Annotated in this window: 23 protein-coding genes and 2 riboswitches; of the genes, 17 read left to right on the forward strand and 6 right to left on the reverse strand. The window is 68.7% G+C overall.

The genetic code is table 11. The features are described from left to right. Window positions 1–41: 41 nt before the first annotated feature. The 3 genes from ACFTSF_RS29865 to ACFTSF_RS29875 are packed head-to-tail and all read left to right on the forward strand — an operon-like array spanning window position 42 to window position 2,589. The gene (locus ACFTSF_RS29865; protein ID WP_380157495.1) at window positions 42–968 is read left to right on the forward strand and encodes a cobalamin biosynthesis protein; all 927 of its coding nucleotides are present in this window, start codon (window positions 42–44) and stop codon (window positions 966–968) included. Continuing rightward, window positions 959–1,642, forward strand: coding sequence for a phosphoglycerate mutase family protein (locus tag ACFTSF_RS29870; RefSeq protein WP_380157497.1), 684 nt, complete (start codon window positions 959–961; stop codon window positions 1,640–1,642). Before ACFTSF_RS29865 ends, ACFTSF_RS29870 begins: the two co-directional genes overlap by 10 nt. Beyond that, window positions 1,633–2,589, forward strand: a complete 957-nt coding sequence (locus tag ACFTSF_RS29875) for a DUF3500 domain-containing protein (RefSeq protein ID WP_380157499.1) — start codon at window positions 1,633–1,635, stop codon at window positions 2,587–2,589. The genes ACFTSF_RS29870 and ACFTSF_RS29875 overlap by 10 nt, the downstream gene beginning before the upstream one ends. A gap of 3 nt (window positions 2,590–2,592) precedes the next feature. Here the strand turns inward: ACFTSF_RS29875 and ACFTSF_RS29880 are convergent, their stop codons facing one another. Continuing rightward, complete coding sequence (locus tag ACFTSF_RS29880) at window positions 2,593–3,015, reverse strand: hypothetical protein (protein WP_380157501.1); 423 nt, start codon at window positions 3,013–3,015, stop codon at window positions 2,593–2,595. A gap of 53 nt (window positions 3,016–3,068) precedes the next feature. Continuing rightward, window positions 3,069–3,206, forward strand: a riboswitch (cobalamin riboswitch). A gap of 36 nt (window positions 3,207–3,242) precedes the next feature. On the opposite strand from ACFTSF_RS29880, the gene cobN reads away from it, so the two are divergent. The 3 genes from cobN to ACFTSF_RS29895 are packed head-to-tail and all read left to right on the forward strand — an operon-like array spanning window position 3,243 to window position 8,599. Beyond that, window positions 3,243–6,950, forward strand: a complete 3,708-nt coding sequence (cobN, locus tag ACFTSF_RS29885) for a cobaltochelatase subunit CobN (protein ID WP_380157503.1) — start codon at window positions 3,243–3,245, stop codon at window positions 6,948–6,950. Between the two features lie 12 nt (window positions 6,951–6,962). Then, window positions 6,963–7,724, forward strand: coding sequence for a 5'/3'-nucleotidase SurE (surE, locus tag ACFTSF_RS29890; protein WP_344158679.1), 762 nt, complete (start codon window positions 6,963–6,965; stop codon window positions 7,722–7,724). Next, window positions 7,721–8,599, forward strand: coding sequence for an alpha/beta fold hydrolase (locus tag ACFTSF_RS29895; RefSeq protein ID WP_380157505.1), 879 nt, complete (start codon window positions 7,721–7,723; stop codon window positions 8,597–8,599). The genes surE and ACFTSF_RS29895 overlap by 4 nt, the downstream gene beginning before the upstream one ends. A 6-nt stretch (window positions 8,600–8,605) precedes the next feature. Here the strand turns inward: ACFTSF_RS29895 and ACFTSF_RS29900 are convergent, their stop codons facing one another. Together ACFTSF_RS29900 and ACFTSF_RS29905 are read right to left on the reverse strand one after the other, a co-directional pair. Then, complete coding sequence (locus ACFTSF_RS29900) at window positions 8,606–9,523, reverse strand: hypothetical protein (RefSeq protein ID WP_380157507.1); 918 nt, start codon at window positions 9,521–9,523, stop codon at window positions 8,606–8,608. Between the two features lie 147 nt (window positions 9,524–9,670). Further along, entirely contained in the window at window positions 9,671–10,363 is a 693-nt protein-coding gene (locus tag ACFTSF_RS29905; protein ID WP_380157509.1) for a 3-keto-5-aminohexanoate cleavage protein, read from the reverse strand. 76 nt (window positions 10,364–10,439) lie between these two features. Next, window positions 10,440–10,517, forward strand: a riboswitch (cobalamin riboswitch). A gap of 85 nt (window positions 10,518–10,602) precedes the next feature. Here ACFTSF_RS29905 and ACFTSF_RS29910 point away from each other — a divergent pair. The 9 genes from ACFTSF_RS29910 (at window position 10,603) to ACFTSF_RS29950 (ending at window position 20,679) form a co-directional block, all read left to right on the forward strand. After that, entirely contained in the window at window positions 10,603–12,675 is a 2,073-nt protein-coding gene (locus ACFTSF_RS29910) for a magnesium chelatase subunit D family protein (protein ID WP_380157511.1), read from the forward strand. After that, a complete protein-coding gene (gene cobO / locus ACFTSF_RS29915; RefSeq protein ID WP_380157513.1) occupies window positions 12,675–13,289 on the forward strand; it encodes a cob(I)yrinic acid a,c-diamide adenosyltransferase in 615 nt (204 codons plus the stop codon). Before ACFTSF_RS29910 ends, cobO begins: the two co-directional genes overlap by 1 nt. 40 nt (window positions 13,290–13,329) lie before the next feature. Further along, window positions 13,330–14,685, forward strand: a complete 1,356-nt coding sequence (locus ACFTSF_RS29920; protein WP_380157515.1) for a cobyrinate a,c-diamide synthase — start codon at window positions 13,330–13,332, stop codon at window positions 14,683–14,685. Beyond that, a complete protein-coding gene (gene bluB, locus ACFTSF_RS29925; RefSeq protein WP_380157517.1) occupies window positions 14,682–16,145 on the forward strand; it encodes a 5,6-dimethylbenzimidazole synthase in 1,464 nt (487 codons plus the stop codon). Before ACFTSF_RS29920 ends, bluB begins: the two co-directional genes overlap by 4 nt. Continuing rightward, window positions 16,142–16,753 carry a hypothetical protein gene (locus ACFTSF_RS29930; RefSeq protein ID WP_344158662.1) on the forward strand — a complete coding sequence of 204 codons (612 nt, stop codon included), beginning with the start codon at window positions 16,142–16,144 and terminating at the stop codon, window positions 16,751–16,753. The genes bluB and ACFTSF_RS29930 overlap by 4 nt, the downstream gene beginning before the upstream one ends. Before the next feature lie 115 nt (window positions 16,754–16,868). Next, window positions 16,869–17,972 carry an outer membrane lipoprotein carrier protein LolA gene (locus ACFTSF_RS29935; RefSeq protein WP_380157519.1) on the forward strand — a complete coding sequence of 368 codons (1,104 nt, stop codon included), beginning with the start codon at window positions 16,869–16,871 and terminating at the stop codon, window positions 17,970–17,972. Between the two features lie 130 nt (window positions 17,973–18,102). Beyond that, window positions 18,103–18,981 (forward strand): ABC transporter ATP-binding protein, encoded by an 879-nt coding sequence (locus ACFTSF_RS29940; RefSeq protein ID WP_344158658.1) that lies wholly within the window; start codon window positions 18,103–18,105, stop codon window positions 18,979–18,981. Further along, window positions 18,968–19,828 carry an ABC transporter permease gene (locus ACFTSF_RS29945; protein ID WP_380157522.1) on the forward strand — a complete coding sequence of 287 codons (861 nt, stop codon included), beginning with the start codon at window positions 18,968–18,970 and terminating at the stop codon, window positions 19,826–19,828. The genes ACFTSF_RS29940 and ACFTSF_RS29945 overlap by 14 nt, the downstream gene beginning before the upstream one ends. Before the next feature lie 14 nt (window positions 19,829–19,842). Continuing rightward, on the forward strand, window positions 19,843–20,679 hold the full coding sequence (locus tag ACFTSF_RS29950) for a putative RNA methyltransferase (RefSeq protein ID WP_380157523.1): 837 nt from the start codon (window positions 19,843–19,845) through the stop codon (window positions 20,677–20,679). A 43-nt stretch (window positions 20,680–20,722) separates the two neighbouring features. On the opposite strand, the gene ACFTSF_RS29955 is transcribed toward ACFTSF_RS29950, so the two are convergent. Beyond that, a complete protein-coding gene (locus ACFTSF_RS29955) occupies window positions 20,723–21,388 on the reverse strand; it encodes an FMN-dependent NADH-azoreductase (protein ID WP_380157525.1) in 666 nt (221 codons plus the stop codon). A gap of 122 nt (window positions 21,389–21,510) precedes the next feature. Here ACFTSF_RS29955 and ACFTSF_RS29960 point away from each other — a divergent pair, with 122 nt between their 5' ends. Continuing rightward, window positions 21,511–22,062, forward strand: a complete 552-nt coding sequence (locus ACFTSF_RS29960) for a MarR family winged helix-turn-helix transcriptional regulator (RefSeq protein ID WP_380157527.1) — start codon at window positions 21,511–21,513, stop codon at window positions 22,060–22,062. Here the strand turns inward: ACFTSF_RS29960 and ACFTSF_RS29965 are convergent. Further along, window positions 22,059–22,715, reverse strand: coding sequence for a response regulator transcription factor (locus ACFTSF_RS29965; protein ID WP_344158648.1), 657 nt, complete (start codon window positions 22,713–22,715; stop codon window positions 22,059–22,061). The genes ACFTSF_RS29960 and ACFTSF_RS29965 overlap by 4 nt on opposite strands. A 5-nt stretch (window positions 22,716–22,720) precedes the next feature. Next, a complete protein-coding gene (locus tag ACFTSF_RS29970) occupies window positions 22,721–23,983 on the reverse strand; it encodes a sensor histidine kinase (protein ID WP_380157528.1) in 1,263 nt (420 codons plus the stop codon). A 360-nt stretch (window positions 23,984–24,343) separates the two neighbouring features. Between ACFTSF_RS29970 and ACFTSF_RS29975 the strand changes: the two genes are divergently transcribed. After that, the gene (locus tag ACFTSF_RS29975) at window positions 24,344–25,360 is read left to right on the forward strand and encodes an ABC transporter substrate-binding protein (RefSeq protein WP_380157530.1); all 1,017 of its coding nucleotides are present in this window, start codon (window positions 24,344–24,346) and stop codon (window positions 25,358–25,360) included.

Below are 25,360 nucleotides of genomic sequence, written 5' to 3' on the forward strand. Positions count from 1 at the left end.
TATTCGACCCCGCACATTTGTTTCCTGGCAGACTTCTGCGGGTGTCCACCAGTTTCGGCTTGCTGCTCGGCTTCGTCGCCGACCGGGTCCTTGGCGATCCGCGGCGGTTCCACCCGGTCGCGGGTTTCGGGCGAACCGCGACCCGGCTGGAGTCACGCCTGTACGCCGACTCGCGGGCGGCCGGTACGGCGTACACGACTGTCCTGGTCGGTACGACGGCGCTGGCGGGAGTCGCGGTCGAGTGGCTGACCCGGGAACGGCCGGTCGTGCACACGCTCGTCACGGCCGCCGCCACGTGGACCGTGCTGGGCGCTCGGAGTCTGGAGCGCGAGGCCGAGACGATGGCCGGGTTCCTGGAGGCGAAGGACATCCCGGCAGCACGGGATCGGCTCAGCTACCTGTGTGCGCGGGACGCGACCACTCTCGAGTCGGACGAGCTGGCGCGTGCGACGGTCGAGTCGATCGCGGAGAACACCTCGGATGCGTGCGTTGCACCGCTCGTGTGGGGTGGTGTGTTCGGTGTGCCCGGCCTGCTGGCCTACCGCGCCGCCAACACGCTCGACGCGATGGTCGGCTACCGGTCCCCGAGGTACGAGAACTTCGGCTGGGCTTCGGCACGACTGGACGACCTTGTGAACCTCCTGCCGGCGCGGGTGTGCGCCGTACTGACTGGAGTGGTGTCTGGGCGGTGGAGCGAGGCGCGGCGGGTGTGGAAACGCGATGCGGCGCAGCACCCGAGTCCCAATGCCGGTCCGGTCGAGGCGGCCTTCGCTGGTGCACTTGGGTTGTCACTGGGCGGGACGAACAGCTACGGGTCCTATAGCGAAGACCGTGGCACGCTGGGGGACGGGCCGACGCCGACGGTCGCGGATGTTCGCCGTACGGCGGTGTTGGCGCGGCGAGTCGGTATCGCCGCGGCTGGTGCGGCCGCGATCCTGGCAGTGGCGAGAGGACGGTTATGGGACTGAGCCGACGGCCGATGCGGATCGCGCTGATCCGGCACGGCGAGTCCGAGGCGAACCTGGACAAGTCGATCTACGAGCGGGTCCCGGACCACTCCGTCGCGCTGACCGCGCACGGCTGGGAGCAGGCGGCGAAGGCCGGGCGTGAGTTGCGGGAGCTGTTCGACAACGAGCCGATCCGGGTTTACGTGTCGCCGTACCTGCGCACACTGCAGACACTCAAGGGACTCGAGCTCGACGACCTGATCGGGATCGCACGGGAGGAGCCGCGGCTGCGGGAGCAGGACTGGGCGAACTTCCAGGACACCGAGGACATCGAGCGGCAGGAACGGTTGCGCGACTCGTACGGGCACTTCTTCTACCGGTTCACGCATGGTGAGTCGGGGTCGGACGTGTACGACCGGGTATCGAGTTTCCTGGAGACCATGCACCGTGACTTCGAACATGCGGATGCGCCACGCAACGTGCTGCTGGTGTCACATGGGTTGACCATGCGGCTGTTCTGCATGCGGTGGTTCCACTGGTCGGTCAAGTACTTCGAGACGCTGCGGAACCCGGCCAACGCGGAAACCCGGGTGCTGCTGCGTCAGCCCGACTACCGTTACAAGCTGGACCGGCCGTTCGAGCGCTGGACGACCGCACATGAGCCCACTGACTTGGAGCGAGCAGCGTGGTTGTAGAGCAGACCCGGGTAGCGGCCATCGACCTGCTGCGGAGTCTGAGCCCGGAGCAGCGGGCGTTGGCTCAGGCGGCGTTCGACACACCGGATCACCAGGAGTGGACCTATCTGCCGGGGGACCGGCCGGGACTGCCGTTGTCGTCGCTGACACCCGCACAACAGCAGTTGGCGCTCCGGCTGATCGCACTGGGCTGCAGTGAACGCGGTCTGGCCGATTCACTCGCCGTACTGGACGCAGAGGTGCTTCTGCGCGGTATCCCGGCGCTGCCGGAGTCAGGGGACTGGGAGGGCACTGTCCTCGGCGGTCGCTACTACCTGCGGATCCTGGGCGACCCTGCTGGCTTCGAGCCGTGGGCTTGGCGACTGAACGGTCACCACCTGGCAATCCACCTGACTCTGGTCGACGGTGCGATCTCTTTCACACCCTCGTTCATCGGCTCTAACCCGGCCACCGCCCCATCGGGCCGCCGCTTCCTGGCCGGCGAGAGCGACCTGGGCTTCCAACTCCTGCACGCCCTGGACGACAGCCAGCGCGCAGTCGCCGTCGTCTCACCCGACGCTCCCGACGACATCCTCACCCGCCACGACCCGGTCGCCGACCCGTCCCTGCTACACCGCGGTCTCGCGTACGGCGACATGACCGCCGACCAGCGTCAGATCCTCAGCCTCCTCGTTGGCCAGTACGTCGGCCGCGCAGCCGGCCCCATCGGCCTCCAGACCTGGCAGGACCTGACCGAACAAGGCATCGAGAACCTCACCTTCGCCTGGGCCGGCGAAACCACCCCCGGTCGCGGCCACCGCCATTACTACTCCCTGGCCGCCCCCACCTTCCTGGCCGAGTACGACAACACCCAGGACAACGCCAACCACATCCACTCCGTCTGGCGCTCCCACCGCTCCGACTGGGGCACCGACCTCCTGGCCGCCCACTACGCTGCCCACCGCTGAGGGTCACCAGACCCGGCGCTCACCCTTACTCAGCCCGAACTGGCCCAGCTCGACCCTGCGCCGCAGCCGCTTCCGCCGGTACGGCGCCACGACGGCCAACGCGATCCCGTCCCGGTGCTCGGCCTCGACGCGGATCCCGTCGGTCCAGCCGTCCTCGTCGATCTGGACGTCCGCGACCACCGCTACCGCGACGAGGTCGTCACGCTGCGCGCGCAGCCCGGCCCACAGCACCTCGAAGACCTTGGCGGTGTCCGGCTCGTCGGCCATCTCGATCGATCCCTCGCCCGCAGCGTCCATGCTGAGCGAGAACGGGGCGAATCCGCCCTGTTTGCCGACCTGCTCCTCGGCCAGATCGAGCGCTGTGCCGAACAGGCCGTCGAGAGCTTCCTGAGCCCGCTGCGAGGCTGCGTCGCGCCAGGATTCCATGGGTGGTGCCGCCTTCTGGTCGAAGTGATGTGTTCCGCATCCTGCCAACCGACGGGGTCGGATAGGGTGCAGGCGTCAAGCGACAGCTGTGCAGGAACCCGGTGTGAGTCCGGGGCGGTCCCGCCACTGTGACCCACCGGCGATGAACAACGCCGCGGGGAGTCAGGAACTGCTGCTGTCGCACCTCCGGCCGGGGCGTGGATACCCCCAGGAAGGACCGGTTCAGCGTGCCCGCGAACCTGTTGCTGTTGTCGACTGCCGACACCGATCTCTTGGCTGCGGCGGAGGCGGGGGCCGGCTGGAAGGTCGCGAACCCGGCCCGCCTGGAGCTGTCCGAGCTCGGACCGTTGCTGGATGCCGCTCAGATCGTGGTGGTGCGGCTGCTGGGTGGTAAGCGGGCTTGGGAGGACGGGCTGGACGCCGTACTGGCCTCCGGGAAGCCGGCTGTGGTGGTCAGCGGTGAGGCGGCTCCTGATGCGGAGCTGATGTCGCTGTCGACTGTGCCTGCGGGTGCGGTGACCGAGGCGCTGGCTTACCTGCGGGAGGGCGGCGCGGACAACCTCCGGAACCTGGCCGGCTTCTTGAGCGACACCATCCTGCTCACCGGCGACGAATTCGACCCGCCTGCAGCACTCCCGGCGTACGGGGTGCGGGGGACGTTTGTCGAGGACGACCGGCCGGTGGTCGGGATCGTGTACTACCGCGCGCATGAGATCGCGGGGAACACGGCATTCGTCGACGCGCTCGCGGCTGCGGTTTCTGAGGCTGGTGCGCAACCGCTGCCCGTGTACTGCGGGACGCTGCGCGGGCTGGACCCGACAAGCGCTGAGAATGCCGGACTGTTCGAGCTGCTGCGCAAATGCGACGTACTGGTCACCACGCTGCTCGCAGCCGGTGGATCCGTCGCAGCGAACGCCAGCGCCGGTGGTGCGGACGACGCCTGGGACGCCGGAGCACTCGCGTCACTCGACATCCCGCTGATCCAGGGGCTGGCGCTGACCTCGACGCGTGAGCAGTGGCTGGCCAGCGACGCGGCGATCAGTCCGCTCGACGCCGCCACGCAGGTCGCGATCCCCGAGTTCGACGGCCGGATCATCACCATCCCGTTCTCCTTCAAGGCGTACGACGCCGACGGGCTGGCCCGCTATGCACCGGACCTCGAGCGGTGCACCCGGCTGGCCGGGATCGCGGTCGCGCACGCCCGCCTGCGGCACGTCCCGGTGGCCGAGAAGAAGCTCGCGCTGGTGCTCTCGTCGTACCCGACCAAGCACGCCCGGATCGGCAACGCGGTCGGTCTCGACACCCCGGCCTCGGCGGTGCAGCTGCTCGGCAAGCTCGAGGAGGCCGGGTACGACCTCGGCGGGCTCGACCTCAGTGAGTTGCAAGGGGCTGACGGCGCCGACGGGCTGATCCACCGGCTGATCGCGGCCGGCGGACACGATGTCGACTGGCTGACCGACGAGCAGCTGGCGTCCGCGGTCGCGACGATCCCGCTGTCGACGTACTCGACCTGGTTCGCGCGCGTTCCCGAAACGTTGCAGGAGGCAATGACCGAGGCCTGGGGCTCAGCGCCGGGATCCTTGTACGTCGACAACTCCGGCCCCGAACCCGCGATTGCACTCGCCGCGCTCCGGTTCGGCAACGTCGTACTGATGATCCAGCCGCCGCGTGGCTTCGGCGAGAACCCGGTCGCGATCTACCACGACCCCGACATGGCGCCGTCGCACCACTACCTGGCGGCGTACCGGTGGTTGGAGAACGCTCCTGCCGATGGCGGCTTCGGGGCGCATGCGGTCGTGCACCTCGGTAAGCACGGGACGCTGGAATGGCTGCCTGGCAAGGGAATCGGGATGGCCGCCGACTGCGCGCCGGACGCCGTACTCGGCAACCTGCCGATGGTCTACCCGTTCATTGTCAACGACCCGGGCGAGGGCACGCAGGCGAAGCGGCGGGCGCATGCGGTCGTCGTCGACCACCTGGTGCCGCCGATGGCGCGGGCCGAGACGTACGGCGACATGGCCAAGCTGGAGTACTTGCTGGACGAGTACGCGACCGTCCAGGCGCTCGACCCGGAGAAGGTGCCGACGCTGCGGGCGCAGATCTGGACGCTGATCCAGGCGGCCCAGTTGCACCACGATCTGCACACTGACGAGAAGCCTGAGGACGACGACTTCGACGAATTCGTCCTGCACCTCGACGGGTATCTGTGTGAGATCAAGGACGTGCAGATCCGCGACGGGCTGCACATCCTCGGCGGTGTCCCGGCCGATGAAGCGCGGATCAACCTGGTCCTCGCCGTACTGCGGGCTCGGCAGCTGTGGGGCGGTTCGTACTCGATCCCCGGCCTGCGGACCGCGCTGGGGGAGACCTTCGGTGTCGACGAGGCTGAGCTGCTAGCGAACCCGGGGCTGGCCGCCGAGCTGACCTCGTTGGCGACGCTGGCCGATCTTCCCGCGGTGAGCGGTGCGGATGGCGTCGACATCCTGGAGGCGGTCGCGCGCAAGCTGGTCGTCGCGATGGAGACGCTGAACTGGGACGCGTCGAAGGTCCCGGTCGTCGTGACCGAGGTGATCGGCCAGTCGTCGGCCGGGGTCGAGTCCTCACTGACCTTCGCCGCAACCGAGGTCGTGCCGCGCCTGAACCGCACGGATGACGAGCTGACGAACGTACTGCGCGCGCTGGACGGTCGCTTCGTCGAAGCCGGCCCGTCGGGTTCGCCGACCCGCGGTCTGGTGAACGTGCTGCCGACCGGCCGGAACTTCTACGCCGTCGACCCGAAGGCGATCCCGAGCCGGAACGCTTGGGATGTCGGTGTCGCGCTGGCCGACTCGCTGCTGGCCCGGCACAAGACCGAGACGGGGGAGTGGCCGCGTTCGGTCGGCCTCACGGTCTGGGGTACGTCGGCGATGCGGACCCAGGGCGATGACCTGGCCGAGGTGTTGTGGCTGCTCGGTTGCCGCCCGGTCTGGGACGAGGCGTCCCGTCGCGTCACCGGATTCTCGGTGGTCCCGCTGGAAGAGCTGGGACGGCCGCGGATCGACGTGACGATCCGCATCTCCGGCTTCTTCCGGGATGCGTTCCCGCACGTGGTGGCATTGCTCGACGAAGCGGTCCGGACGGTCGCGGCGCTGGACGAAGATGCCGCCGACAACTATCTGCGGGCCCATGTCAACGATGACGTTGCCGCGGGCAACGACGTACGGTCGGCTACGGCTCGGGTCTTCGGGTCCAAGCCGGGCTCGTACGGCGCCGGGCTGCTGCCGCTGGTGGATGCGCGGAACTGGCGGACCGACGCCGAACTGGCCGAGGTGTACGCGGTCTGGGGCGGGTACGCGTACGGCAAGGACCTCGACGGCGCCGAGGCGCGCGGGTCGATGGAACGTGCGTACGCGCGGATCCAGGTCGCGGCGAAGAACGCGGACACCCGTGAGCACGACATCATGGACTCCGACGACTACTTCCAGTACCACGGCGGCATGATCGCGATGGTGCGGCACCTGACCGGTACGAATCCGAAGGCCTATGTCGGAGACTCCGCCGTACCGGCGCAGGTCAAGACGCGGACGCTGGAAGAGGAGACCAAGCGGGTCTTCCGGGCGCGCGTGGTGAACCCGCGGTGGATGGCCGCGATGCGGCGGCACGGGTACAAGGGCGCCTTCGAGATGGCGGCGACCGTGGACTACCTGTTCGGGTACGACGCGACCGCGGGCGTGGTCGACGACTGGATGTACGAGACGCTCACCGCCGAGTACGTCGCGGATCCGGAGATGGCCGAGTTCTTCCGCAAGTCCAACCCCTGGGCACGGCACGGGATTGCCGAGCGGTTGCTCGAAGCCGCCCAGCGCGGACTCTGGTCCTCTCCTAGTGATGAGGCGTTGGAGACCCTGCGGAACGCAGTCCTTGAGACGGAGGGTGACATCGAGGACCGCGGCTGATTGGGTGGACGTATGGCGCGGATCCTGATCACCAATGACGACGGTTTCCAGGCACCCGGGATTCGCGCACTCGCGCCGGTGATCGCTTCACTCGGCCACGAGGTCTCGGTGATCGCGCCGCTGGACGACCAGAGCGGTTTCGGTTCGGCTCGGGTCGGGACGGTCAACCGCCCGATCCAGACCGTCGTCGAGGAAGAGGGCGGCATCAGCTACCGCGGGGTCGCCGGGACACCGGCCCTCGCGGTGACGCTCGCCACGGTGGGAGCGTTCGGGCCGGCGCCGGACTTGGTGTTGTCGGGAATCAACCGCGGGCACAACATCGGCGTACCGATCTTCCACTCCGGGACCGTGGCGGCGGCGTTGACCGCGGCGGGTCAGGGGATCTCCGGGGTCGCAGTCAGCATCGAAGGCGCGGCGCCGACGAACTGGATAACCGCGGCGACGATGGCCGGTGAAGCCCTCGCCTGGATCGCCGCCGAGCCGGTCGGAACCGTGCTCAGTCTGAATGTTCCGGACCGCCCGATCGACGAACTGGCCGGCGTACGGCACGCGACGCTGACCCCGATCACGCGCGAGCGTCTGGTCGCGACGACGGCCCCGACCGGTGAGCCGATGATCACGGTCGCACCGCCGCGCCCCGACCCGCCGGCCGGGACCGACGAGGCTCTGCTGCGCGCGGGCTATGTCACCGTCAGCCCGCTGATCGGCATCCGCGTGCTGCCGGATGACGATGCCGCGATCGCGCTGGCGAAGCGGCTTTCGTCGTACCGATGAAGGTCAACGGCACCAACCTGTATGTCTCGGAGTATGGGTCGGCTGATTCGCCGCCGCTGCTGTTCATTCATGGTCATGGTGGTGGCTACCACTGGACGCACTGTCAGGGTGCGCGACTCGGCAGTGCGTTGCATGTCATCGCGCCGGACCAGCGCGGTGTCCTGCGGTCGGATCCGACCGAGCTCGAGATCCGCATGGACATCCTGATCGACGACTTCGAGGCACTCCGCCTTGCGTTAGGTATCGACCGGTGGGCGATCCTCGGCCACTCGGCAGGCGGCAACTACGCCGTCGAATACGCGATCCGGCACCCCGACTCCGTAACCGCCGTCGTCTTCGACTGCCCCTGCTGGGACTTCGACGCCAACGACCGCCACCGCCTCCCCATCTTCGCCGCCCTCTACGATCAGGCCGGCGACCCAGCCAGCGCCGCCCGCTGCCGCGAACTGGCCGCCCTCCCACGCCGCCTAACCCCGGCCGACAAAACCTACGAACTCGCCTTCGGCCTAGGCGAGGCCTTCCAGGACTTCTCCTGGTACGACCCAACCAACCGCCCCGCCTTCGAACAACTAGGCCGCGAAGCAGGCTTCACCGACGAAATGTGGTCCCGCGCCTACAGCCACCTCCCAACCCTCACCGACCTCTACACCTCCAAACTCGACCGCCTAGCCGACATCCCCCACCCCACCCTCCTCATCAGAGGCACCAAAGACCCAGCCACCGACCCCCACTCAGTCCACACCTACCAATCCACAGTCCCGAGCGGCCGCACGGAGACCTTCCACCAATCCGGCCACTTCCCTCACTACGAAGAACCGGACCGCTACACCGAAACCGTGCTGGGATTCCTCTTGGATGTCGGTAACGACACGTAGAGGTCCCTACGCCGCCCAATCAGCAGCCGTCTCCACGCGTGGAGCCTCTGGGCCGAGTGCACCACTACGTGTCCTAAGCGACACCGCGGCCCTTACGGTGTCGATCACCCAGGCCGGATCGCCGAAGATCTGCTGATAGGTGAACCTCAGTACCAGCCAACCCGCGGCAACCAGATCGTCGTAGCGTCGGCAGTCCGCGGCGAAAGCGGTCGGCCCACCGTGGAATTCGTACCCCTCGACCTCCAGCGCGAGCCTGATCGGCCGGCTCCCGAGATCAACCCGGGCGACGAAGCCCGCGCTGTCGTACACGATGACCTGCGGTTCGAAGTCTGTGATCCCGGCCGAGATCAGCACGCCGCGGAACACCGACTCCAGAAAGCTCTCCGCGAGCGGAGTGGCCGCCGCCGCGACCTGCAGGGCGAGCGGACGGCCGAAGCCGCGCATCCCGGTCGCTGCGTTCTCGAGCTCGGTGAGACTCAGCTGCCCCGTCCGGAGAGCCGCGTCGGCGACGGCGAGCGCCTCTCCGAACGGCAGGATCCGGGCGCAATCGATCACGGTCTGGAGCAGCGTCGTCGTCCGCGCGAGACGCTCGTCCGAGGTAATCGGTGCCCAGTGCAGCACTGCCGGGCGCCCGCGGCGCACGCGACGGTTGATCGGGACCGTGACGTGCGGCTTCTCGGGTTGGGCGAGCAGCGGCAGACCCCAGAGATGCGCAGCGCTCACGTGGGAGGCGACGCCGTCGTAGGCGAGCGCAGCGAGCCGGTGCGGCCCGAGCGAAGGCAACGCGTATTGGCCACGGGCGACTCGTTCTAGCTCACCGCACTGGACTGCGGCTCGCAGCTTCCGCTCGGTGGTGAGCTGGAGGAGCTGCGCTGCCTGGGCCGAACCGCCCAGCCGGGCCACGATGTCGACGAGGGAATCCACTCCATGAGCGTGCCTGATCGCGCCTGATCGCGGCCGGAGTTATCCACAGGCGTCGGTAAGGACACGTAGAGGTGCCGAATGCGGCGCTGGGGCACGCTCAGCTAAGCGGGCCGCGGTCTGCTGGGAGCTACTACTACGTGTCCTTGGCTACAGGAACTTGAACAGATCCGCGGTCGAGGCGGCTGGTTCGCCGGTGGGGGTGGTGAGGGTGTCTTCTAGGCCTAGGCGGAGGTGGTGGGCTTGGGAGCGGGCCCAGTGGAGGGTTGGCCAGGTCCAGTGGGATTCGCCGTGGACGAGGATGGGGGTGTTGGTGGCGGGGAGGGCGGCGAGGATGGATTGGGCGGCGGTGGGGCCGTCGGGGCCGGGGGAGATGCCGGGGATGGCTTCGATCAGGATGCGGTGGGTGGGGCCGGACCACGCCAGGTAGGTGGCGGCGGCTTGGGGGGTGAAGAGGCCGGCTTCGACGGCGATTCCTCGGGACAGGAGGAGGTCGGCGACCTGGGCGGCGCCGGGTTCGTGGAAGTTGACGCTGGCGAAGTCGGGGCCGGGGTGCCACTCGGCGATCAGGCGGAGGCGTTCGGCGAGGTCGGGGACAATCGGTTCGCGGGTCGAGACGCCGAGGGGGACGCCGGGGCAGGCGGTCTGGACTGCTTCGACGGCGGCGCGGATGTCGGGCCAGTGCAGGCTTTCCCGTTCGTCGGCGCCGCGGGGGTGAATGTGCAGGGCGTCGGCTCCGGCTTGTACGGCGGCCGCGGCGGCTTCGGCGAGTTCGGCCGGGGTGATGGGGACACCGGGGTGCTCGGCGCGGGTGCGGTCACCGTTCAGGCAGGCCTTGATCATGCGGTCAGGGTAGGTGTGAACCTGGTCGCTGAGCGGCGGGCCTTGGTGTGCCATGATCGAGCGGACAGGTGTGGAGGAACACCGGTGACCGGGTGCAGACCCGGAAGTCCGGGGCGGTCCCGCCACTGTGACCGGGAGACCGGAAGCCAGGACATCCACACCCTGTCCGCCGCGGTCCCCGTGGCGTACCAGCTGCCGAAGCGGGCGTGGACACCCGCTGACGAAGGGATTCCCCGCTGATGCGGCCTGCGCCACCCTCGACCGGCTTCCCGTTCACCGCGGTGGTCGGGATGGAAGACCTTCAGCTCGCGCTGATCCTCGCGACGATCTCACCGGCGATCGGCGGGGTACTGATCCGCGGCGAGAAGGGTACGGCGAAGTCGACCGCCGTCCGCGCGCTGACCGAGATCCTGCCGCCGGTGGACGTCGTACCGGGGTGCCGGTTCTCGTGTGACCCCGCGGCTCCGGCGGCGGACTGTCCGGACGGGCCGCATGTCGCGCCCGAGGCGGTGAGCCGGGCGGCTCGGTTGGTCGAGCTGCCGGTGGGCGCGACCGAGGACCGGGTGCTGGGGTCGTTGCACCTGGAGAAGGCGCTGGCCGAGGGAGTCACGGCGTACGAACCGGGTCTGCTGGCGGCCGCGCACCGCGGACTGCTGTACGTCGACGAAGTCAACCTCCTGCACGACCATCTGGTGGATGTCCTTCTGGACGCGGCCGCGATGGGCCGGGCGACGGTCGAACGCGACGGGGTCTCGGTCACGCACCCGGCGCGGTTCGTGCTGGTCGGCACGATGAACCCGGAGGAGGGCGAACTGCGGCCGCAGCTGCTCGACCGGTTCGGGCTGACCGTCGACGTCGTCGCGAGCCGCGATCCCGCCGTACGCGTCGAGGTGATGCGCGCGCGACTCTCCTACGAGGCCGACCCGGCCGCGTTCGTCATCCGGTACGACGGCCCGCAGCGTGAGCTCGCGGAACGCATCGTGAAGGCGCGCGACCTGCTGAGCGAAGTCATCCTGACCGACTCGGCCTTGCGCCAGATCGCCGAGATCTGCGCGTCGTTCGACGTCGACGGGATGCGCGCCGACCTGGTCACCGCCCGAACCGCAGTCGCCCACGCGGCATGGTCCGGTCGGACGGTCGTCGAGGTCGAAGACGTCCGCGCCGCCGCCAAGCTAGCCCTCCCACACCGCCGCCGCCGGAACCCGTTCGACGCCCCCGGCATGGACGAGGACCAACTAGAACAAGCAATCCAAGACAGCACGCCGCCGCCCCCGGACGACGACCCGGACGGTGGACCCGACGGCGGCCCAGGTGGCGGCTCCGACCCGGACGCACCGCCCACGGACCCCGACGCAGCACCGCCCACCGACCCGGCAGACGACCGCGGCCCAGACGCCCACGACCCCGGCACCGGGCCGGACGCTCCCCGGAACTCCGCCGACCCGGATCCGGCCGACAGCCAGCCCGGGCGCCCGACTCCGGTCGGTGACGTCGTCGGGAGCTCCGAGCCGTACAAGGCACGACTGCTGAGCGTGCAGGCGGCGGGTGCGGGGGTTGCTGGTAGGCGGTCCCGGGCGATCACCGAGGTCGGGCGTGTGGTGGGCGACCGCGCACGCGTGGGGAGTGAGTCGGGCCGGCCGCACCTGCTGGCGACCATCCGGGCAGCAGCACCACACCAGCACGCCCGCGGTCGGATCGGTGCCGGGCTGGCGGTTCGGGCTGGGGATGTGCGGTTGTCTGTGCGCGAGGGGCGGGAGGGGAACCTTGTGTTGTTCTGTGTGGATGCTTCTGGGTCGATGGGGACGAAGCGGCGCATGGGTGAGGTGAAGACGGCCATCGTCTCGTTGCTGCTTGATGCTTATCAGCGTCGCGACACCGTCGGGCTTGTCACGTTCGCGGGGGCGGAGGCGACGGTTGCGTTGCCGCCGACCGGGAGCGTGGAGACCGCCGTACGGCGGCTTGAGTCGCTTCCGACTGGGGGTCGGACGCCGCTCGCCGAGGGGTTGTTGCAGGCGGCCGAAGTACTGCGGATTGCGGCGATTCGGGATCCGCGGCGAAGGCCGTTGCTGGTGCTCGTGACGGATGGGCGCGCGACGTATGGCGAGAAGGCGTTTGCGCGGGCGAAGCAGGCGGCTGGTTGGCTGGCGCAGCGTGGGATTGCGACTGTGGTTGTGGACTGTGAACCGCGCCGCGGGGTTCGGCTTGGGCTGGCTGGTGAGCTTGCGGCTGACCTGGGGGCGGAGTATCTCGACCTCGGGGATGTTGCCGCTGGCAACCTTATTCGTGCGGTCACCGAAAGGAAGGCGGCCTGATGCCGAAGGGACAGCCGGAGGTCGTACCGCAGGACGGCCTGACCACGCGGCAGCGCCGTAACCGGCCGCTGCTGATGGTGCACACGGGCGAGATGAAGGGCAAGTCGACCGCCGCCTTCGGGATGGCGTTGCGCGGCTGGAACCAGGGCTGGAACATCGGGGTCTTCCAGTTCGTGAAGAGCGCGAAGTGGAAGGTCGGCGAGGAAGGTGCCTTCAAGGCGCTCGGTCAGTTGCACGAGGCAACGGGGCAGGGTGGGCCGGTCGAGTGGCACAAGATGGGTGAAGGCTGGAGCTGGTCGCGCAAGGCCGGCACCGAGGAGGACCACGCCGCCGACGCCGTGGAGGGCTGGCGCGAGATCCAGCGCCGGATCGCCGCCGAGACCCACGATCTCTACGTGCTGGACGAATTCACCTACCCGATGAAGTGGGGCTGGGTCGATGTCGACGAGGTTTGCGAGACGCTCGTGAACCGGCCCGGTCACCAGTACGTCGTCATCACCGGCCGCAACGCCGACCAGCGCCTGATCGACGCGGCGGACCTGGTCACCGAGATGACCAAGGTCAAGCACCCGATGGACGCCGGGCAAAAGGGCCAGCGAGGTATCGAGTGGTAGCGGCTGGGGCGGGATCGAGCGGCTGCCCGAGGAGCCGGGCGTGGTGATTCCACGGATCGTCGTGGCGGCGCCCTCGTCGGGTGCCGGGAAGACGACGGTCGCGGTCGGCCTGATGGCGGCGTTGCGCCGGGCTGGGCACGTGGTGGCCGGGTTCAAGGTTGGTCCGGACTACATCGACCCTGGGTTCCATGCGGTGGCCACTGGGCGTCCCGGGCGGAACCTTGACGCGATGCTGTCCGGTGAGGAGCGCGTGGCGCCGCTGTTCGCGCATGGCGCGCAGGGTGCAGACATTGCGGTGATCGAGGGTGTCATGGGCCTGTACGACGGCGCGCTGGGGACCGACGGGTTCTCATCGACCGCGCATGTGGCGAAGTTGCTCAAGGCACCGGTTGTGCTCGTGGTGGATGCTTCCGCCGCGGGGCGGAGTGTCGGGGCGGTCGTGCAGGGGTTCGTTGCCTTTGACACCGAGGTGCGGATCGTCGGGGTGATCCTGAACAAGGTCGGTTCGGATCGGCATGAGGCGGAAGTACGGGCCGGGGTGGCACCGACCGGCGTACCGGTGCTGGGCGTGTTGCGGCGGGACACGCGGTTGACGGTGCCGAGTCGGCATCTGGGTTTGGTGCCGGCGGATGAGCAGCGGGAGCAGGCGGAGAACGCGGTCGAGGCCGCGGCTGAGCTGGTCCGTGCTGGGGTTGACCTGGAGGCGTTCGTTGCGGCGGCCCGGGCGGCCTCCGAGCTGGAGACGTCAGCGTGGGATCCGGCGGCGGAGGTGACGCCGGCGGAGGAAGGCCGGCCGGTCGTCGCGGTGGCTGGTGGGCCGGTGTTCTCGTTCCACTACACCGAGACGACGGAGCTGCTGACGGCCGCCGGAGCTGAGGTGGTCCGGTTCGATCCGCTGCACGACCCGTTGCCTGAGGCAACCGCTGCGTTGTATCTCGGTGGTGGGTTTCCCGAGTTGCATGCCGAGGCGTTGTCGGCCAACGAGCAGTTGCGTCGGCAGGTCGCGACCGAGATCGCGGCCGGGCTGCCGGTGATCGCGGAGTGCGCCGGACTGCTGTACCTGTGCCGCGAACTCGACGGTCACCCGATGACCGGAGTACTCTCGGCGACCGCGCGAATGACCGGCAGTCTGACGCTCGGCTATCGGACCGCGATAGCGGCGACGACGACGGCGTTCTTCGATGAGGGCCGGCGGGTTCGTGGGCATGAGTTCCACCGGACTGCGGTTGAGCTCGACGGTGAGGTCGACCCGGCTTGGTACCTGCCCGGCGGGGTCGAGGGGATTGCGCGGCCGCGCGTGCACGCGTCGTACCTGCATCTGCATTGGACGGCGAGTCCGGATGTGCCGGCGCGGTTGGTGGCGGCGGCACGCGTGCACGCTGGGTTGGAGAAATGAACCTGGTCGTCGGCGTCGGCCTGCGCGCCGGTACGTCGTACCGCGAGCTCCGAACCCTGGTCGACGAAGCCGTCGCGGAGGCAGGCGGCGAGGTGCGGATCCTGATCACGGTCGAGGGGCGTGAGTCCGAGCCGGGTGTCCAGAGGCTGGCCGCTCACCTGGGAGCCGAGTTGCAGACAGTCGCCCCAGCTGAGTTACGTCGGCAGCAGGTGCCGAGCCCGAGCGAGCAGGTCGAGCGCCTAGCCGGTACGCCGAGCGTCGCGGAGGCCGCCGTACTGAGTACTGGTGCTGAGCTGGTTGTTGCCAAGCGGACGTCGCCGCAAGCGACTGTTGCGGTGGGGCGGCTTGCGTTCGCTCCGGGGTATGCGCCGGGGGAGCGGCAGGTGGTGCATCGGGTGCTGGCTGAGCGGCGGGATGTACGGCGGGGGTTCGTGGACCTGCCGATTCCGGATGACGTGCTGACCCGGGTGCTGGAGTCTGCGCACCGGGCGCCGAGTGTCGGACTCAGCCAGCCGTGGGACTTCCTGCTGATTCGGGAGATCGCGACCCGGCGGAAGATTCATGATCTGGCGACTGCGCAGCGGGATGCGTTCGCGGCGTCGTTGCCGGAGGAGCGGCGTCAGCAGTTCGACGGGTTGAAGATCGAGGCGATCCTCGACACCCCACTGAACATCGCGGTCACGTGCGACGCCGGCCGCGGTGGACGACACGTCCTCGGCCGGCACGCGGATCCGCGCACCACGTGGTTCTCGGTCGCGATCGCCATCCAGAACCTGTGGCTGGCCGCGCGCGCCGAAGGACTCGGCGTCGGCTGGGTCTCGTTCTTCGAACCCGGCGAGGTTGCCGCGGTACTCGACCTACCCACCCACATCGAGCTCGTCGGCTACCTCTGCATCGGGTACGTCGACCAGTTCGCCCCCGCACCGGAGTTGGTCCGGTCGGGCTGGGCGTCGCGCCGCCCGCTGAGCTGGGCCGTGCACCAGGAGTCGTGGGGAAGGCGAGGACTCCCAGGCGCCGAGCCAACCTCGATCGCCGCCGACGCCAAGCAAGCGGCGCTGAGCACCCCCGTAGCTGATGGCGGTGCACCCCAGAAGGTGGCGCCAGGAGCGTCCTTCCCGGAGCATCCGACTCCACGTGGGCAGGTGGTTCGGGTGGTGGTTGGTGGGGATCCGGCCGAGTACCTGGGGCGGGCTGACACGGTGGTCGTGCAGTTGGGTGCCAAGCCTGAGGCGGATTTCGGGGTGTTGTGGCGGCCGGTGCGGGATGTGGTGGAGGGGGTCGAGACCGGCGTGGAGATCGTGCGGGATCTGGCGATGCAGGGGGCGGGGGAGATCGTCGTACGGGTGGTTGCTGACGGCGAGGTGGCGGTTGCGGTGGGGCGGGGACTGCGGGTGGGGGCTGGTGCTTGCGGGGTTGGGTTTCGGGATGAACCGGGGGAGCTGCGAGACTCCTCCGCATGACTGTGCCACCCAGTGGGGGATCCATGTACGTGCCCGCCTTCTCGATGAAGCAGCGGATCACGCTGATGGCCAACAAGTACGAGCTGATCACGACCAACCCGGACGGGTCCGACGGGCCGTTGCTGGCGTTCGCGCAGCAGAAGCGGATGGCGTTCAAGGAAGAGGTCACGTTCTACACCGACGACACCAAGTCGCAGGTGGTGTTCTCGTTCAAGGCGCGGAAGCGGATCGACCTCGGGTCGGGGTACGACGTCTTCGATGCGAACGGGCAGCAGATCGGCTGGTTCAAGAAGGAGTTCGGGAAGAGCCTGCTGCGGTCCAGCTGGCAGTTGACCGGGGCCGGGTTCGAGTCGTCGGGGACGGAGCGGAGCGCGGGGATCGCGATTCTGCGCCGGGTGTGGGACTTCGTGCCGTTCGTCGGTGAGATCCCGCTGCCGTTCATTTTCCACTTCGACTTCACCGACAACGCGAACCAGCAGCCGATCCTGTCGGTCGAGCGGAAGATGTCGATCCGGGACCGGTACCGCATCACGGTGCAGGACCAGCGCGTCGACTTCCGGGTCGCCGCCGCGATGACGGTCGCTCTCGACGCCCTCCAGAGCCGCTGATTCAGCACAACCGAGCCCGTCGTACGACCCAGGTCGTACGGCGGGCTCACTCTTTCGGGTGAACTGACCCTGAGGGGCCTTGGCTGGGCTTGCTGCCGGTGCGAGTCTTGAGGACATGGGTGCAGCGCAGCGCAGTCGACGGTGGTTGGTTCCGGTTTCAGCGGTGGCCGTGGTGGCCGGAGTGGGGACGCTCGGGCCGGTGGTCGCCGACGCCTCGCCGAAGTTGCCCGATATCTCCGCACAGCAGCTGCTGGCGAACGTGCAGACCGCGAAGGTCGACGGGCTGAGCGGCACGGTCCACTCGTCCGCGGATCTCGGGCTGCCGGCGCTACCCGGTGTGACCGGTGGTAGCGATTCCGCGAGCGGTCAGGTGACTGAGTTCCTGAGCGGTGAGCACACCGCCCGGGTCGCCTTCGCGGCGCCGGACAAGGCGCGGGTTTCGGTGCTCGACAACATGGCCGAGCGGGTCTGGACGACGGACGGCAAGTCCGCCTGGGCCTACGACTCGGGCAAGCGCGAGGCCGTCAAGCTCCAGGTTCCGGAGCACAAGGCCGGCAAGGCGGAGAAGGCGCCGCAGTCGTACAACCCGCAGGACGTGGCCAAGCAGTTCCTGGACGCGATCGACCCGAGCACGAAGGTCGACGTCAGCGGGACCGAGAAGGTCGCCGGGCGGGACGCCTACAAGCTGCGGCTGACCCCGAAGACAGACAAGACGACGGTCGGCTCCGTGACCCTCGCGGTCGACTCCAAGACCTGGGTTCCGCTGCAGGTGAGCGTGCTGCCGAGGACCGGCAAGGACCCGGCGGTCGAGATCGGCTTCACCCAGGTCTCCTTCGCCGTACCGTCCGCGAGCACCTTCACCTTCACCCCGCCGAAGGGCGTCGAGGTCACCCAGCCGAAGGTGCCGACCACGCGGCCGGACGTCCCGAAGAGCATCCCGAGCAAGCCGGAGAAGAAGCCCGGTACGGCGGATGAGCCGACCGTGCTCGGTGAGGGCTGGGCCTCCGTGGTCATGGTCAAGGGTGTGAAGCTCACCGGCGACGGTGGTCCGGTCGACCAGTTCCTGGCGAGTGCGCAGACGGTCGAGGGTTCATGGGGCAAGGGCAAGATCGTGACCAGCAAGATGGTCAACGCCCTCATCACCGACGACGGCCGGGTCTTCGCCGGCCTGGTCACCCCCCAAACCCTCCAGGACGCCGCAGCCAAGGCACCCCGCTGACGTGACAGAGACTCAGGTGTCCGAGGAGGCTTCCAGCACCTCCTCGGACCGCAATCCTCCACCTGCCACCCCGACGGGCGGGAGCCCGCTCGTTACGCGAGGGCTGACCAAGCGGTTTCGGGGTGGACAGGTGGCGGTGGACTCGGTGGATCTGGAGGTGCCGGCGGGGAGTGTTTTCGGCTTCCTCGGGCCTAACGGATCCGGCAAGACCACCACGATCCGGATGGTGCTCGGGCTGATCGCGCCGACTTCGGGCGCGGTCGAGTTGCTCGGGCAGCCGATGCCGAAGGCGCAGTTACGGGTGTTGCCGCGGGTGGGGGCGTTGGTGGAGGGCCCGGCGTTCTATCCGTTCTGGAGTGGGCAGGCGAACCTGCTGCGCTTCGATGCCGCCGACCGGACGGCGGACCCGCGCACTCGCAAGGCGAGGGCGGGTGAGGCGCTCGAGCGGGTCGGCCTCTCGAACGCGGCCGGCAAGAAGGTGCGGGCGTACTCGCTCGGCATGAAGCAGCGGCTGGCGATCGCGGTCGCGCTGATGCAGCGCCGTGAATTGCTAGTGCTCGACGAGCCGACCAACGGGCTTGACCCGCAGGGCACGCGCGAGGTGCGGCACCTGATCCGCGAGCTGGCCAACGACGGTACGACGATCTTCACCTCGACCCACCTGTTGGCCGAGGTGGAGCAGGTTTGCACGCACGCCGCGGTGATGAGCCGCGGCCGCCTGATCCGCCAGTCGAGCATGGCCGAGTTGCGCTCCGAGCTGCGTCCGCGCCTGGTCGTGAAGACGCCGGATGTCGCCGCAGCTGCAGAGACGCTGAAGAGCCTCGGCGTGACCGACCTGCGAACCGCCGGCGACACCGTCGAGGGTGACGCGGGGGAGTTGCCGCTCGAGAAGTTCGCCGCGGGGCTGGTTGCCGCGGATGTCCGGATCCACGGGTTCGGCCTGGAGCGTCCCAGCCTCGAAGAAGCCTTCGTCGCGCTCACCGGGGAGGGTTTCGATGTCGCCGAGTAGCGCAGTCGCCGAGGTCGCGATCGCGAGACCGAGCGCCGGCCGCCATACGCTGGCGTTGTTCAAATCCGAGCTGCAGTTCGTCTTCGGCCGCGCGCGGACGTGGGTCCTACTGGCCGTGCTCGCCGCGGTCCCGGTGATGATCGGCGTCGCAATCAAGCTCTCCGGTGCCGAAGGCGGCGCTGAGGGATTCCTCGGCCAGGTCGCAGGGAACGGGCTGTTCCTGATCGTGGCCAGCCTCGGCCTCTCACTACCGTTCTTCCTGCCGACCGCGGTGACCGTGATCTCGGGCGAATCCCTGGCCGGCGAATCCAGCCTCGGCACCCTGCGAAACCTGCTCACCGCACCAGCCGGGCGCTCCCGCCTGCTGGCCGCGAAGATGGTCGCGCTGGCGATCTTCTGCCTGGCCGCGACGTTCACGATCTGGGTCGCCGGCCTGATCGTCGGGTTCGTACTCTTCCCAGTCGGCGACGTGCTGCTGCTCTCCGGTACGACGATCTCCCTCGGTGAAGGCCTACTCCGGGCCCTGGCGATCGCGGTGGTGATCGCACTCTCGCTGATGGGCCTGGCCGGCATCGGACTGTTCGTGTCGTCGCTCACCTCGACCCCGCTCGCGGCGATGGCGGCCACCTTCGGCACGTTCATCGTGCTCGGCATCCTCTCGGCGATCCCGCAGATCGACGTGATCCACCCCTGGCTGCTGATGTACGGCTGGACGTCGTTCGCCGACCTGCTCCGAGACCCGCCGTACTGGGACGCGATCGTCCGCAACCTGCTCCTGCAAGCCGGCTACCTGGCCGTCTTCTACTGCGCGGCGTGGGCCCGGATCACCAGTCGCGACATCGTCTGACCGACAATGGACGGGTGGATCCCGACCTGGTCGCCGTACTGCGTTGTCCGGTCTGTGCCGATGCGTTGGCGCTGACCGACCGGACAGCGCGCTGCGCGCAGGGGCATGCGTACGATCTCGCGAAGCAGGGCTACCTCAATCTGTTGCCCTCGGCATCGAATGGGATCGAGGGTGATTCGGCCGGGATGATCGGCGCCCGGACGGTGTTTCTCGGCGGCGGTCACTACGCCCCGATCCGGGACGCGCTGATCCTGCGCGCGGCCGAATACCTGCAGCCGGACAGTGACGAGCTCGTCGTCGAGGTCGGCGCCGGCACCGGCTACTACCTGGCCGGCGTCACCGGCAGATCGCGACCGGGGCTCGCTCTCGACGTCTCCCGGTACGCCGCTCGCCGGGCCGCGAAGGTGGATCCGCTGATCGGCTCGGTGGTGTGTGATGCCTGGCGCGAGTTGCCCGTGGTGGATGGCGCGGCCCAGGTCGTACTGAATGTGTTCGCCCCGCGGAACGCGACCGAGATGGCTCGGATCCTGAGCCCGGGTGGCGCGCTGCTGGTGGTGACTCCGAATCCGGAGCACCTCGCCGAACTGGTCGGCGTACTGGGGATGGTGTCGGTCGACGAGGACAAGGAGCGGCGCCTGCAGGACGCGCTCGGTGGGACCTTCGTCGAGACCGGCCGCGAGGTGATCGCGGAGCCGATGCGGCTGGATCGAGTGGCGGTGGAGCAGTTGGTGCTGATGACACCGAGTGCGCGGCACATCTCGCCGCACGAGCTCGCGGACCGGATCGCGGCCCTGCCCGAGCCGGCGCTGGTAACCCTCTCGGTCACCCTGACCACCTGGCAGCTCAGCTGATCCGACGCCGGCTAGCACGGCATCGCATCAGGAGCGCTGTTGGTCAGGCAGCCTTGGCGACCAGTTCCTTCGCGACCACGGCCCCGAGTTCCTCGGCCGTGACGTGGGCCTCGGCCTCGGAGGCCTTGGACAGGTCGATGAGCGACTCCATCCCTGGGGTGACCGGGGCGAGGGTGAGCTCGGCGGCCGCGATCCGGACGTTCATCTTGAAGACGTCACCGAAGATGCGCTCCAGGTACGCCGTGGCGTGGTCCCAGCCGTGCTTCGGCGAACCGGGCTGGTAGCCGCCACCGCGGGCGAGGGTGAAGATCGCCGGGCGGCCTTCCACCGGGTTCTCGACGTGGTAGGTCATGTCGAGCAGGAGGACGTCGATCCAGGCCTTCACGTGCTGGGCGATGCCGTAGTTGTACAGCGGGACGGCGAGCAGGACCGCGTCGGCGTTCTTGAGTTCGTTCGTCACTTCCTCGGCCAGTGCACGGGCCTCGGTGAGCAGCTCCCGCTCCTCATCGGTGGCCGGCTCCTCGCCGACCTGGGCCTTGGCCAGCGCCGGCCAGACCGTCGCCGGCAGCGGGTTGCGGCCGAGGTCCCGGCGGACGACGACGCCGTCCGGGTGTTCGGCCCGCCAGGCCGCTTCGGCGCTGTCGGCGAGCGCCCGGCTGACCGATCCGTTCAGGCGCACGCTGGCGTCGACGCGTAGCAAGGTCGTCATAGTCGTTCTTCTCCTTGGGGGCTGTAGAGGCTCATTCGAGCTGCTACGAAGATAATCTGTTGAACAGAACATATTCAAGTCAGATCGTATTCCGGGTGGCGTAGACCACGTAGACTGGGCGCGTGACCAGTACTTCGCCGGATGTCGGCGCGCGAACGGCCCACGGCGTCCCGCCGCGGGTGGCCAGTGGTGCGCCGGTCGAGGCCGATCTGGGCTGGGCGCTCGGGGTCGTGTTCCGCCGGTACGCGAAGGCCTCCGGGGCCGCGCTCGACGACGTACCGGGTGGGCCGCGCGGCTATCAGGTGCTGGCCACGGTGACGTCGGACGGGCCGAAGCGGCAGCTCGATCTGGCCGCTCAGCTGGGTGTCGACCGGACCGTGATGACGTATCTGCTCGACGACCTCGAGAAGGCCGGGCTGGTGCAGCGCCAGCCGGATCCGGCGGATCGGCGCGCGCGGCTGATCGTGCCGACCGAGCAGGCGACCGAGACCCTCTGCGACCTGGAGCGCCGGCTCGCGGCCACCGAGGACGAGGTGCTCGGCAGCCTGGACGAGGCGGAGCGCTCCAGCTTCCGGATGCTGCTCCAGCGCGTCGCGCTGAAGGCGGATGCGATCGATCCGCTGCACAACGCGTGTGTGCTGGCCGACGAGAGTGTCGACCCCGCCACCACCTAGTGCAGGGGCACGAAGCCTGACTCGTAGGCCTTGATGACGGCCTGCGTGCGGTCCCGGGCGTTCAGCTTGGAGAGCACGTTCGCGACGTGGGTCTTGACCGTCTGCAGCCCGAGGATCAACTCGGCGGCGATCTCCGCGTTCGACAGCCCGCGGGCCATCAGCCGCAGAACCTCTTGCTCGCGGTCGGTCAGCTGGAATTCGTCGAGCCCGGTCGGCCGCTGTGCCTGCGCTCCGACATGGGCCAGCGCGAGCGCCCGGATTGCCTCCGGGAACAGCAATGACTCGCTGCCCGCGACTGTGCGGATCGCCGCGATGATGTCGTCCGGCGGGGTCCGCTTCAGCAGGAACCCGGAGGCGCCGGCGCGAAGGGCGTCGTACACGTAGTCGTCGTTCTCGAAGGTGGTCACCACCAGGACGCGCGGTGCCGGGTCGAGGCTGTCGAGCAGTAGCCGGGTCGCCTGGATGCCGTCGACCGCGGGCATCCGGACGTCCATCAGTACAACATCGGGACTGGTACGGCGGACGACCGGCAGCACCTCGGCGCCGTCACCGGCCTCGCCGACGACGGTCAGATCCGGCTCGGCGTTGATGATCGCGCGCAACCCGCTGCGGATCAGCGGCTCGTCGTCGACCACCACCACGGACAGCGTCATGCCTGTCATCCCTTCGTCGTCACTGCGACCGGCAGCGACACAGTCAGCCGCCAGTCCTCGTCATCCCGACCGGCCGCGACTGCACCACGCAGTACGGCGACTCTTTCACGGATGCCGGCCAGTCCTCGCCCGCCACCGGAGTTGGCGGAGTCACCACTGACCGGGTTGGTCACGGTCAGCCGCAGCCCGGAGGTGTCGAGCCGGATCTCCAAGGCCACGGTCAGCTGGTCGTCCGGGTGACCGGCATGCCGGATCGCGTTGGTGAGCCCCTCTTGGAGGATCCGGTAGGCCTCCCGCGATACCGCGGCGGGCAACTTGTCGAGGGCCCCGATGCGCTCGATCGTGACGGTGATGCCGCCGGCCCGAGTGGACTCCACCAGCCGGTCGAGATCGTCGAGAGTCGCCTGCGGCGCAGTCGCGGAACCCGGTCGGCGATCGTCGCGCAACAGCCCGAGCACGTGGTCGAGATCGGCCAGCGCCGATCGGGCCGAGGTCTCGATGGCGCCCAGAGCGGTCTCTGCGAACTCCGGATCGCTGGCCAGCACCCGGCGTGCGGCGGCTGCCTGAATCGTCACCAGGCTGAGCGCATGGCCGACGCTGTCATGCAGTTCGCGGGCCAAACGGTTGCGCTCGGCAAGCGTCGCCGTACGGCGCTCGAGGAGTTCGATGCGCTCGGCCGCTGTCGGACCGAGGATGCGTGGTGCGAGGTGGGCGAGCAGTGCGCCGACGGCCGACGAGATCAGGAACAGCACCGCCAGTGCGACCAGGACCACGAGCGGCATCCACAGATCGGTCCAGCTGCCAGTGACGTCGTACGAGATGCCGGGCACGAGCTCTTGCGAACCCGTCGAGCGGAAGGGGGCAACGAGCAGCACTGGCCCGGCGCCGAAGACGGCGGTGCTGAGGATGCCGACGATGCCGCCCGCCAGCAGATGCAGGGTCAGCCAGAAGGCAGTACGGCGCCGCTGGGCCCACGTCTTCGCCGGGCCGAGCGGCCGCTCGTCGAACTTGACCCCGAGCAGCGATGAGACCGCGATGCCCTCCACCTCACGCACAGCGGGCAGTAGGCCGATCGCGAGCGGTGGCGCGACGCCGAGCAGGATCAGGATCACGGCACTCGCCGGACCCGGCAGCCGCAGGTCATGGGTGAGCGCGCCGACCGCGCTGCCGACCAGGAGAACGGCCAGGACCAGTGCGGCGCCGATCAGGAGATAGATCCAGCGCAGGTACGTCGACGCCCGGCCGAGGGACCTGAGTGCGTTCACCACGCCCCCATGGTGTCAAACCCGGGCCGTCCGAACCTCCCTCGGCGGAGTGAACGGGCTGAACGGAGTGCTCGGAATCACAAGAGGTTGAGGGTTTACGCAAATTTGATGCCGAAGTCCCCGATCGGCGCTCCGGGGGCGTCGCGATCTGCTGTTCATGCGGGTACGGTCTGTGGTCGGGGCGGGTGGCCGGGCCGGGAAGGGCCAGGTCAGGGGGAACGGCTCCAGGACAGGTGGCACAGCGCGAACTGCGGGAAGCACAGTGCACTAAGGGCAGGTAAAGTCACTGTGAAGTCCCGGGGGGCCGATTGACCACCTTTCCATATTTGATGTTTGATCAAATATCGGATGAGAGAGGTCGATATGAGGTTGAGGCGTTCCGTCGTCGCGCTGACGGCGGTCCTGGGGCTCGCCCTGGTCAGCGCGTGCAACAGCGGGAACGACAAGGGCAGCGACAGCGGTTTGCAGAAGGTCAGCTACCTGACCTCGTTCGGCCAGTTCGGCCGCGAAGCATATGCGTACGTCGCGCTGGAGAAGGGCTACTTCAAGGACGCCGGTTTCGACGTCAAGATCAGCCCGGGGTCCGGCACCGTGGACGTGATGAAGCAGGTAGCCGGTGGTCAGGCCGACTACGGCATCGGTGACTTCACCGCGATCACGATCACCCTGGGCAAGCAGAAGCTGCCGGTGACCACGGTGGGGATGATCCACCAGAAGTCATTGGCCGCGATCGTCTCCCTCGAGGGGATGGGCATCAAGGAGCCGAAGGACCTGGTCGGCAAGAACATCGGCGACCAGCCTGGTTCGACCAACCAGGTGACGTTCCCGGTCTACGCCCAGCGGGTCAAGATCGACGACAAGAAGGTCAACTTCGTCCCGGCGCCGCCGCCGGCGCTGCCGCAGTTGCTGTCGACCGGCAAGGTGCAGGGCATCGGCCAGTTCGTGGTCGGCGTCCCGCTGGTCGAGAAGGCCGACAAGGACGGCCGCAAGGCCGTCGTGCTGCCGTACGGCGATGTGCTGCCGGAGCTCTACGGCAACGCGATCCTGACCCGGTCCGATCTGGCCAAGGAGCACCCGGACCAGGTGAAGAAGTTCACCGGTGCGCTGCTCAAGGGGCTGCAGGACGCGATCAACGACCCGGCCGCCGCGGCCGAGATCCTGAAGAAGTACGTGCCGACGACCGATGTCGGCGTGGCCAAGCAGGAGCTCGAGCGGATGAAGCCGTACACGGTGCCGGCCAACTCGGGTGATCCGCTCGGCGCGGTCGACACCGAGCGCGTCCAGAAGATCCTGGACATCCTCGGCGGTGCGAAGGCGATCACTCCGGGCACGCTCAAGCCTGCTGACCTGGTCACGGTCGACCTGGCCCCCAAGGGCTAG

Source organism: Kribbella sp. NPDC056951, assembly GCF_042674205.1.
Taxonomy (GTDB): domain Bacteria; phylum Actinomycetota; class Actinomycetes; order Propionibacteriales; family Kribbellaceae; genus Kribbella; species Kribbella yunnanensis.